This is a genomic window from Nitrospirillum iridis (assembly GCF_014205765.1).
In the GTDB taxonomy this organism is placed as follows: Bacteria; Pseudomonadota; Alphaproteobacteria; order Azospirillales; family Azospirillaceae; genus Nitrospirillum; species Nitrospirillum iridis.
This window is the reverse complement of sequence record NZ_JACIIZ010000035.1, coordinates 1-12,053: the sequence shown is the minus strand read 5'-3', so window position 1 is coordinate 12,053 and position 12,053 is coordinate 1. Positions and strand designations below refer to the sequence as shown.

1 protein-coding gene is annotated in these 12,053 nt (G+C 69.7%); it reads right to left on the bottom strand.

Annotated features, from left to right (window positions below):
* On the bottom strand, positions 1–12,053 hold a 12,053-nt coding region (locus FHS74_RS29855), incomplete at both ends, for a beta strand repeat-containing protein (RefSeq protein WP_184807920.1).

Here is a 12,053-nt window from a genome sequence, read left to right as displayed (position 1 = left end):
CTGCCGGTGCCGCCGGTCAGCACCAGGGCGTTGGCGCTGGTGTTGACCACGTTGCCGGCGATCGTGCCGCTGTTGGCCACCGTGCCCAGGCTGCCCTGGGTGTAGATCGCCGTCACCCCGGTGATGGTGCCGCTGTTGCTGACCGTGCCGATGGTGCCGGTGTTGCTCAAGCCCCGCCCGGTGACGCTGTCGGTGGCGCTGATCAGCCCGCTGTTGGCCAGGCTGGTGATCGTGCCGCTGTTGTACAGGCCATAGGCCACGCTGCTGATCGTGCCCTGGTTGACCACGGCGGCTATGCCGCCGGCGTTGTTCAGTCCGGCGGCGGTGGCCGCGGGCGCGTCCTTCAGCAGGCCGGTGTTGACCACCGTGCCGATGACGCCCTCGTTATAGAGGCCGATCACGCCGGTGGCCGTCCCGCTGTTGCTGACCAGCCCGATGGCGCCCTGGTTGTGGATGCCGTACAGCGCCCCGTTCAACACGCCGCTGTTGGCGAGCGTCCCCAGGCTGCCGCTGCCGGTGATGTAGGCCGCCGTCACCACCCCGCTGATGGTGCCGGTGTTGGCCAGCGTCCCCAGCGTGCCGCCGATGTAGTCGTTGAGCGCCGCCACCACCAGGTCGACGGTACCGCCGATGGTCTGGGTGCCGGCGGCGATGGTCAGGCCGTCGACGCTGGAGGTCAGGCTGACCCCGCTGTAGCTGGAGCCCGAACCGCCCTGCACCAGCACCACGCCGTTGCTGCCACCCACCACATAGTTCTGAGTCGCTGACACGCTGGCGGTGATGGTGCCGCCGGTGATGGCCGCCACACCGCTGACCACCGCCGACAGCGTGCCCAGGGCCAGCGTGCCGCTGGCCTGGCTGTAATTGCCGGTGATGCTGAGCGTGCTGGCGAGTTCCAGGCTGGCGCCGTCGTTGACCACCGTGTGGCCGCCGGCATTGATCGCGTCGCCGATCACCGCGCCACCGCCGGCGAACACCACGTTGGCCGCGGTGTTCGTGATGGTGCCGCCGGTCAGCGTGCCGCCGCTGCCCGCCAGCACCAGGTCAGCCGACGACAGGTTGACGATGTTGCCGGCGATGGTACCGCTGTTGCTGACCGTGCCCAGGGTGCCATTGGCCGCGTTGTACAGCGCCGTCACACCCGACAGCAGGCCGGCGTTCTGCAGGACCAGCAGGCTGCCGCTGTTGGCGATGGCCCGGCTGCCGCCCGTGACCTGGCCGATGTTGACGAACAGGCCCACCGTCCCGGCATTGCTGATGCCGCTGGTGGCACCATTGATCAGCCCGGCGTTGCCCAGGGCGTTGATCGTGCCCTGGTTGTCCACGCCGGCGCCGGTGGTGCCGGTGATGCTGCTGTAGCTGACCAGGGTGCCGATCACCCCGGCATTGGCGACACCGACGCCACCGGTCATCACCCCCAGGGTGCCCAGCGTGCCATTGGCGATCGAGCCGATGGAGCCCAGGTTGTTCAATGCCGCCGTGGCGCCCGTCAGCACGCCGGTGTTGCTGAAGGACCCCAGGGAGCCCGTCGCCGCCACATAGACGGCGTTGTTGGCGCTGATCGTCCCGCTGTTGGAGAGCGTGCCCAGCGTGCCGCCGACATAGTCGTTCAGGCCGGCCAGGAACAGGCTGGTGCCGCCCACACTGCCCGTCACCTCCATACCGGTCACGTCGGCGCTGTAGCTGAGACCGCTGTAGCTGGAGCCGACGCCGCCGGCCACCAGCGCGGTGCCGCCGCCCACGCCCGCCAGCAGGTTGAGCGTCCCCGGCACGCCGCTGACCGCGACCGTGCCGCCCGTCAGCACCGCTGCCCCGCTGACCGCCAGCTGGTTGCCGTAGCCCAGCACCAGCGTGCCGGCCGACTGGCTGTAGCTGCCCGTCACGCTGACCAGGGTGGTCAGCCGCAGCGAGGCCCCGCTGTTGACCAGCGTGCCACTGCCGAGAGTGACCTGATCGTTCAGCCACAGATTGCCCGACGCCGCCACCACGTTGGCCAGCGTGCTGGTGATCGTGCCCATGCCCGACTGGCCCGTCAGGGTGCCGACCGTGGCGCCTGCGCCGCCACTGATGACCAGCGCGGTGGCGCTGTCGTTGACGATGTTGCCGGCGATGGTGCCGCTGTTGGCCACCGTGCCCAGGCTGCCATTGGTGTACAGCGCCGTGGCGCCGCTGATGATCCCGCTGTTGTTGACCGCGCCGATGCTGCCGCTGTTGTACAGGCCATAGCTGGCGCCGTTGATGGTGCCGCTGTTGACCACGGCGGCGATGACGCCGGCATTGTTCAGACCGGCCGCCGCCGCCGCCGGGGCGTCCAGCAGCGACCCGCTGTTCAGCACCGTGCCGATGCTGCCCTGGTTGTACAGGCCGACCACGCCGGTGGCCGTGCCGCTGTTGTCCACCACCCCCACGGAGCCAAGGTTGCGCAGGCCGTACAGCCTGGCCGACAGCGTGCCGCTGTTGGCCAGGCTGCCCACGCTGCCGCTGCCGGCGATATAGGCCGCCGTCAGCACGCCGCTGATGGTGCCAGTGTTGTTGAGGCTTCCCAGCGTGCCGCCGATGTAGTCGTTGACCGCGTCCGCCACCAGGTCGACGGTGCCACCGATGGTCTGGGTGCCGGCGGCGATGGTCAGGCCGCTGACGCCCGAGGTCAGGCTGACCCCGGTGTAGCTGGAGCCCGAGCCGCCCTGCACCAGCACCACGCCGCCGCTGCCGCCCACCACATAGTTGCTGGTGGACGACACGCTGGCGGTGATGGTGCCGCCGGTGATGGCCGCCACACCGCTGACCACCGCCGACAGCGTGCCCAGTGCCAACGTGCCGCTGGCCTGGCTGTAGTTGCCGGTGATGCTGAGCGTGCTGGCCAAGGCCAGACTGGCGCCGTTGTTGACCACCGTGTGGCCGCCGACATTGATCGCGTCGCCGATCACCGCGCCACCGCCGGCGAACACCACGTTGGACGCCGTGTTGCTGATCGTCCCGCCGGTCAGCGTGCCGCCGCTGCCCGCCAGCACCAGGTCACCCGACGACAGGTTGACGATGTTGCCCGCGATGGTGCCGCTGTTGCTGACCGTACCCAGGGTGGCGTTGGCCGCGTTGGACAGCGCCGTCACACCCGACAGCAGGCCACTGTTGGACAGCAGGCCCAGGGTGCCGCTGTTGGCGATGCCCACCACGCCACCGGCGATGGTGCCGCCGTTCGCCAGCATGAGCATGCCGCCGCTGTTGGACAGGCCGGTGACCGAGCCGATGATGCCGCCCGCCTGGTTCACCGCCGTGCCCAGCACACCGCTGTTGGTGAAGCCGATGCTGCCGGAGACCACGCCGATGTTGAGGAACAGGCCCACCGTCCCGGCATTGCTGATGCCGCTGGGGACGCCGGTGATCAGCCCGGCGTTGCCCAGTGCCAGGATGCTGCCCTGGTTGTCCACGCCGGCGCCGCTGGTGCCGGTGATGCTGCCGTAGCTGACCAGGGTGCCGATCACACCGGCATTGGCGATACCGACGCCACCGGTCATCACCCCCAGGGTGCCCAGCGTGCCGTTGGCGATCGAGCCGATGGTGCCCAGATTGTTCAGCGCCGCGCTGGCTCCCGTCAACACGCCAGTGTTGCTGAAGGACCCCAGGGAGCCCGTCGTCGCCACATAAACCGCGTTGCTGGCGCTGATCGTCCCGCTGTTCGACAGCGTGCCCAGCGTGCCGCCAACATAGTCGTTGAGGCCGGCCAGGAACAGGCTGGTGCCGCCGACGCTGCCCGTCACCTCCATGCCGGTCACGTCGGCGCTGTAGACGAGGCCGCTGTAGCTGGAGCCGACGCCGCCGGCCACCAGGGCGGTGCCGCTGCCCACGCCCGCCAGCAGGTTGAGCGTCCCCGGCACGCCGCTGACCGCGACCGTACCGCCCGTCAGCACCGCCGCGCCGCTGACCGCCAGCTGGTTGCCGTAGCCCAGCGCCAGCGTGCCGCCCGTCTGGCTGTAGCTGCCCGTCACCGAGACGAGGGTGGTCAGGCGCAGCGAGGCCCCGCTGTTGACCAGCGTGCCGCTGCCGAGAGTGACCCGGTCGTTCAGCCACAGATTGCCCGAAGCCAGCACCACGTTGGCCAGCGTGCTGGTGATCGTGCCCATGCCCGACTGGCCGGTCAGGGTGCCGATGGTGGCGCCCGCGCCGCCCGTCAGGACCAGCGCCGTGGCGCTGGCGTTGACGATGTTGCCGGCGATGGTGCCGCTGTTGGCCACCGTACCCAGGCTGCCGCTGGTGTACAGCGCCGTCACCGCCGTGATCAGGCCGCTGTTGGCGACCCCGCCCAGGGTGCCGCTGTTGTAGAGACCGTGGGTCACGCCGCTGATGGTGCCGCTGTTGACCAGCGTGCCCACCGTGCCCGCGTTGTTCAGCCCGGCGGCCGTGGGGCCGGCCGTGTCGATCAGGGCGCCGCTGTTCAGCACCGTGCCGATGCTGCCCTGGTTATAGAGGCCGATCAGGCCGGTGGCCGTGCCGCCGTTGCTGACCAGCCCGATGGTGCCCTGGTTGCGGATGCCGTACAGCGCCCCGTTCAACACGCCGCTGTTGGCGAGCGTCCCCAGGCTGCCGCTGCCGGTGATGTAGGCCGCCGTCACCACCCCGCTGATGGTGCCGGTGTTATTGAGGGTCCCCAGCGTGCCGCCGATGTAGTCGTTGACCGCCGCCACCACCAGGTCGACATTGCCGCCAATGGTCTGCGTGCCCGCCGCGATGGTCAGGCCGCTGACGCCCGAGGTCAGGCTGACCCCGGTGTAGCTGGAGCCCGAGCCGCCCTGCACCAGCACCACGCCGCCGCTGCCGCCCACCACATAGTTGCTGGTGGACGACACGCTGGCGGTGATGGTGCCGCCGGTGATGGCCGCCACACCGCTGACCACCGCCGACAGTGTGCCCAGCGCCAGCGTGCCGCTGGCCTGGCTGTAGTTGCCGGTGATGCTGAGCGTGCTGGCCAAGGCCAGGCTGGCGCCGTTGTTGACCACCGTGTGGCCGCCGACATTGATCGCGTCGCCGATCACCGCCGCGCCGCCGGCGAACACCACGTTGGACGCCGTGTTCGTGATGGTGCCGCCGGTCAGCGTGCCGCCGCTGCCCGCCAGCACCAGGTCAGCCGACGACAGGTTGACGATGTTGCCCGCGATGGTGCCGGTGTTGCTGACCGTACCCAGGGTGGCGTTGGCCGTGTTGGACAGCGCCGTCACACCCGACAGCAGGCCACTGTTGGCCAGCAGGCCCAGGGTGCCACTGTTGGCGATGCCCACCACGCCGCCGGCGATGGTGCCGCCGTTCGCCAGCATGAGCATGGCGCCGCTGTTGGACAGGCCGGTGACCGAGCCGATGATGCCGCCCGCCTGGTTCAGCGCCGTGCCCAGCACACCGCTGTTGGTGAAGCCAATGCTGCCGGAGACCACGCCGATGTTGAGGAACAGGCCCACCGTCCCGGCATTGCTGATGCCGCTGGGGACACCATTGATCAGACCGGCGTTGCCCAGGGCGTTGATCGTGCCCTGGTTGTCCACGCCGGCGCCGCTGGTGCCGGTGATGGTGCCGTAGCTGACTAGGGTGCCGATCACCCCGGCGTTGGCGATACCGACGCCACCGGCCATCACCCCCAGGGTACCCAGCGTGCCGTTGGCGATCGAGCCGATGGTGCCCAGGTTGTCCAGCGCCGCATTGGCGCCCGTCAGCACGCCGGTGTTGCTGAAGGACCCCAGGGAGCCCGTCGCCGCCACATAGACCGCGTTGCTGGCGCTGATCGTCCCGCTGTTCGACAGCGTGCCCAGCGTGCCGCCGACATAGTCGTTCAGGCCGGCCAGGAACAGGCTGGTGCCGCCCACGCTGCCCGTCACCTCCATGCCGGTCACGTCGGCGCTGTAGCTGAGACCGCTGTAGCTGGAGCCGACGCCGCCGGCCACCAGCGCGGTGCCACCGCCCACGCCCGCCAGCAGGTTGAGCGTCCCCGGCACGCCGCTGACCGCGACCGTACCGCCCGTCAGCACCGCCGCGCCGCTGACCGCCAGCTGGTTGCCGTAGCCCAGCGCCAGCGTGCCGCCCGTCTGGCTGTAGCTGCCCGTCACCGAGACGAGGGTGGTCAGGCGCAGCGAGGCCCCGCTGTTGACCAGCGTGCCGCTGCCGAGAGTGACCTGGTCGTTCAGCCACAGATTGCCCGAGGCCAGCACCACGTTGGCCAGCGTGCTGGTGATCGTGCCCATGCCCGACTGGCCCGTTAGGGTGCCGACCGTGGTGCCGGTGCCGCCGGTGATGGTCAGCGCGTTGGACGACAGGTTGACGATGTTGCCCTGCAGGGCGCCGGTGTTGGCCAACCGTCCCAAGGTGCCGGTGGACGCGATATAGAGGGCCGTGACGGCGTTGACCGTGCCGGTGTTGCTGAGCGTGCCGTAGCTGCCGCCGATATAGTCGCTGTTGACCGACAGCAGCAGGTCGACGTTGCCACCGATGGTGGCGACGCTGCCTGAGACGCCCAGGCCACTCAGGCCGGCCGCCGTCACCGTGGCGCCGGTATAGCTGGACCCCGCCCCGCCCAGCACCAGGGTGTAGGCGTCGCCCGTCAGGAAGTTGCCCGTGCCCGACAGGCTGGCCACCACCGTGCCTCCGCCGAGGCTGGCCACGCCGCTGACCGCCAGCTGGCCGACACCGGGGGTCAGCACCAACGTGCCGGCCGTCTGGCTGTAGGCGCCGGTGATGCTGATGAGGGAGGTCAACGCCAGGGAGGCGCCGCTGTTGACGACGCTGTGGCCGGTGACGTCGATGGCGTCGTTGAGCAACAGGGCGCCACTGCTGAACACCACGTTGGACGCGGTGTTGCTGATCGTCCCGCCGGTCAGCGTGCCGCCGCTGCCCGCCAGCACCAGGTCAGCCGACGACAGGTTGACGATGTTGCCCGCGATGGTGCCGCTGTTGCTGACCGTGCCCAGGGTGGCGTTGGCCGCGTTGGACAGCGCCGTCACACCCGACAGCAGGCCGCTGTTGGCCAGCAGGCCGAGGGTGCCGCTGTTGGCGATGCCCACCACGCCGCCGGCGATGGTGCCGCCGTTCGCCAGCATGAGCATGCCGCCGCTGTTGGCGACACCGGTGACCGAGCCGATGATGCCGCCCGACTGGTTCAGCGCCGTGCCCAGCACACCGCTGTTGGTGAGCCCGATGTTGCCGGAGACCACGCCGATGTTGAGGAACAGGCCCAGGGTTCCGGCATTGCTGATGCCGCTGGTGACACCATTGATCAGACCGGCGTTGCCCAGCGCCAGGATGCTGCCCTGGTTGTCCACGCCAGCACCGGTGGTGCCGGTGATGGTGCCGTAGCTGACCAGGGTGCCGATCACCCCGGCGTTGGCCACACCCACACCGCCGGCCATCACCCCCAGGGTGCCCAGCGTGCCGTTGGCGATTGAGCCGATGGTGCCCAGGTTGTTCAGCGCCGCGCTGGCGCCCGTCAGCACGCCGGTGTTGCTGAAGGACCCCAGGGAGCCCGTCGCCGCCACATAGACCGCGGTGCTGGCGCTGATCGCCCCGCTGTTGGCGAGGGTGCCCAGCACGGTGCCGACATAGTCGTTGCCCACCGCCATCAGCAGATTGGTGCCGCTGGTGGTGCCGGCCAGGGCCAGGCCGGTGACGCCAGAACTGTAGGTCAGGCCGGTGTAGGACGAGCCGACGCCGCCCTGGATCACCGTGCTGCTGCCTTGGCCCACCAGGTAGTTGGCGGTAGTGGGGGCGCCGCTGAGGGCGATGGTGCCGCCACTCAGAACGGCGCCGTCGCTGACGACCAGCTTGCCCGTGCCGACGGCCACGACCAGCGTGCCCGCCGCCTGGCTATAGGCGCCATCGACGCTGATGATGCTGGCCAGGCCGATGGTGCCGCCGGCGTTGACCAGGGTGTGCCCGGTCACGCTGACCGTGTCGTTCAGCAGCAGGCCACCCGACAGGGTGACGTTGCCCAGCGCGTTGCGGATCACGCCGATGCCCGACTGCCCGGTCAGCGTACCCACCGTGCCGGCCGTGCCGCCGGCGATGGCCAGGTCCTGGGCCGACAGGTTGACGATGTTGCCCAGGATGGTGCCGCTGTTGGCCAGCGTGCCCAGGGAGCCGGTCGAGGCGATGTACACCGCCGTGGCGGCGCTCAACGTGCCGGTGTTGGCCAGCGTGGCCAAGGTGCCGCCGATATAGTCGTTGCCGATCGCCAACAGTAGGCTGGTGCCGCTGACACTGCCGCTGCTGGCCAGCCCGGTGACGCCGCTGATCACCGTGGCGCCCGTGTAGTTGGACCCGACCCCGCCGCTCACCAAGGTGGAGAGGCTGCCCGCCAGGTAGTTGCCCGTGCCTGTCAGGCCCGCCGACACCGTGCCGCCGGTGATGCTGGCGGCACCGCTGACCGCCAGTTGGCCACCAGGGGCCACCGCCAGGGTGCCCGCGGTCTGGCTGTAGGCGCCGGTGATGCTGACGATGCTGGTCAGCGACAGGGCAGCCCCCAGGTTCAGGGCGGCGTAGGTGCCGACGCTGACGGCATCGTTCAGCACCAGGTTGCCCGTGCTGAACACCAGGTTGCCATTGGCGTTGGCGATGGTGCCCTGGCCGCTCAGGCCGGTCAGCGTGCCGGCCACCGTGCCGGCGCCACCACTGACCGTCAGGTCGCCGACGCCCAGGTTGGTGATGTTGCCGGCGATGACGCCGCTGTTGGCCAGCGTGTTGAGGCCGCCGCTGCCGCTATTGTAGAGGGCGGTCACGCCGCTGATGGTGCCGCCAGCGGCGTTGATCAGTTGGCTGATGCCGCCGCCATTGTTCTTGACGCCGATGGTGGCGCCGGTGATCAGGCCGGCATTGGACAGGGTGGTGAGGCCGCCGCTGTTGAGAACGGCGGTGGCCCCGCTGATGGTGCCGCCAACGGTGTTGAGCAGCGCAGTGATGCCGCCCGCGTTGGCCACGCCGTAGCCATTGGTGCCAGCGATCAGCCCGGCGTTGGACAGGGTGGTGAGGCCGCCGGACGTATAGACGGCCGTGCCGCCGCTGATGGTGCCGGTGTTGGCCACCAAGGTCATGCCAGCGACATTGTTCAGGCCGTACAGCGTGCCGCTGATCAACCCGGCGTTGCTCAGGGTATTCAGGATGGCGGACTGGGAGACGGCCGTGCGGCCGCTGATGGTGCCGCCAATGCTGTTGACCACCAGAGTGGTGCTGGCGGCGGAGCGCACGCCGATGGTGGTGCCGGCGATCAGGCCGCTGTTGCTCACAGTGGCGGCGCTGCTGTTCAAATAGAGGGCCGTCCGGCCACTGACGAGGCCGCTGTTGCGGATGGTGCCGGTATTGCCGCTGTCATAGATACCGTAGGTGACGCCACTGATGGTGCCGCCGTTGGACAGCAGACCCAGGGTGCTGCCCTGGTGATTGACGCCGGTCCTGCCGGTGATCAGCCCGCTGTTGCTCAGTGTGATCAGGCTGCCTTGGTTGGAAACGGCGGTGGCCGTGCCGACAATGGTGCCCTGGTTGTCCAGCAGGCCGATCGACCCGCCGATGTTGGACAGGCCCACGCTGCCCTGAACCAAGCCGGTATTGGTGATGGTCCCGACATGGCCGATGACGGCGATGCCGGCGCCCGCGGTACCCGTCAGCGTGCCGCTATTGGTCAGGGCCCCCAGGCTGCCGGTGCCCTCGACATAGACGGCGGTGCCGGCCGCCAGCGTGCCGCTATTGGTCAGCGTCGCCAGGGTGCCGCCGACATAATCGTTGCCCACCGCCAGCAGCAGGTCGAGCGCCCCGCCGATGGTGGCGACCGAGCCGGCACCAGACAGGCCGCTGATGCCCGCCGTCGCCACCGTGACACCGGCGTAGGACGAGGCCAAGCCTGCCTGCACCAGGGTGTAGAAGGTCCCCGCGAGGTAGTTGCCGATGCTGGACAGGCTGGCGCTGACCGTGCCGCCGGTCAGGCTGGCTGTACCGCTGACCACCAGCTGGCCGGCGCCAGCCGCGAGCGCCAGGGTGCCGGCGGACTGGGTGTAGGCGCCGGAGATGCTGACGATGCTGGAGAGGACCAGATGGGCGCCGGCATTGGCCACGGTGTGCCCGGTGGCGTTGATGGCATCGTTCAGCAACAGATTGCCGCTGGCGAAGACCAAATCGGCGCCGGTGCTGGTGATGGTGCCCATGCCAGACTGGCCGGTCAGGGTGCCGATGGTGCCGCCGCTGCCGCCGGCGATGGTCAGGGTACCACCGGCGTTGAGGATATCGCCCTGGATCAGGCCACGGTTGTCCACCCGGCCCACGGTGCCGGCGATGTACAACGCGGCGGTGCTGCCGCTGAGCGTACCGGTGTTGGACAGCGTGCCGATGCTGCCGCCGGCCGCCACATGGACGGCTTGGGTGACGCCACTGACGCTGATGGTGTTGGACAGCGTGGCCAGGCCGGCGCCGACATAATCGCTGCCATAGGCCAGGACCAGGTTGGTGCCCTGGACCATGCCAGTGCTGGTGAGACCGGTGGCGCCGGTGGCCATGACGGTGGCCCCGGCATAGCTGGACCCGGTGGTGCCGGTCACCAGCGTGGCGCCGCTGCCGGCCAGGTAGATGCCGGTGCCGGACAAGCTGGCCAGGACCGTGCCGCCGGTAATGCTTGCGGCCCCGCTGACCGCCAGCTGGGCGCCGCCGTCCACCACCAGGGTACCGGCGGATTGGCTGTAGGCGCCGGTGACACCAATGACACTGGCCAGGGTCAGGGAAGCGCCGGCGTTGATCAGCGTCCCCGTCCCCAGGGTGACGCGGTCGTTCAGCAGCAGATTGCCCGACGCCAACACCACGTTGGCCAGCGTGCTGGTGATCGTACCCACGCCGGACTGGCCCGTCAGGGTGCCGATGGTGGCTCCAGCCCCGCCCGTCAGCACCAGCGCGGTGGCGCTGTCGTTGACGATGTTGCCGGCGATGGTGCCGCTGTTGGCCACCGTGCCCAGGCTGCCGCTGGTGTACAGCGCCGTCACCGCCGTAATCAGGCCGCTGTTGGCGACCCCGCCCAGGGTGCCGCTGTTGTAGAGACCATGCGTCACGCCGCTGATGGTGCCGCTGTTGACCAGCGTGCCCAGCGTGCCCGCGTTGTTCAGCCCGGCGGCCGTGGGGCCGGCCGTGTCGATCAGGGCGCCGCTGTTCAGCACCGTGCCGATGCTGCCCTCATTATAGAGGCCCACCGTGCCGTCGATGGTGCCGCTGTTGGCCACCAGGCCCACGGTGCCAAGGTTGTGCAGGCCATAGAGCGTGCCCTGCAGCAGCCCGCTGTTGCTGAGCGTGCCCAGCGTGCCCGTGCCGGCGATATAGGCCGCCGTCGCCACGCCGCTGATGGTGCCGGTGTTGTTGAGGGTCCCCAGCGTGCCGCCGATGTAGTCGTTGACCGCGTCCGCCACCAGGTCGACGTTGGACCCGATGGTCTGCGTGCCCGCCGCGATGGTCAGGCCGCTGACGCCCGAGGTCAGGCTGACCCCGGTGTAGCTGGAGCCCGAACCGCCCTGCACCAGCACCACGCCGCCGCTGCCGCCCACCACATAGTTGCTGGTGGACGACACGCTGGCGGTGATGGTGCCCCCAGTGATGGCCGCCACACCGCTGACCACCGCCGACAGTGTGCCCAGGGCCAGCGTGCCGTTGGCCTGGCTGTAGTTGCCGGTGATGCTGAGCGTGCTGGCCAAGGCCAGGCTGGCGCCGTTGTTGACCACCGTGTGGCCACCGACATTGATCGCGTCGCCGATCACCGCGCTGCCGCCGGCGAACACCACGTTGGACGCCGTGTTGCTGATCGTCCCGCCGGTCAGCGTGCCGCCGCTGCCCGCCAGCACCAGGTCACCCGACGCCAGGTTGACGATGTTGCCCGCGATGGTGCCGGTGTTGCTGACCGTGCCCAGGGTGGCGTTGGCCGCGTTGGACAGCGCCGTCACACCCGACAGCAGGCCCGTGTTAGCGAGCAGGCCCAGGGTGCCACTGTTGGCGATGCCCACCGCGCCACCGGCGATGGTGCCGCCGTTCGCCAGCATGAGCATGCCGCCGCTGTTGGC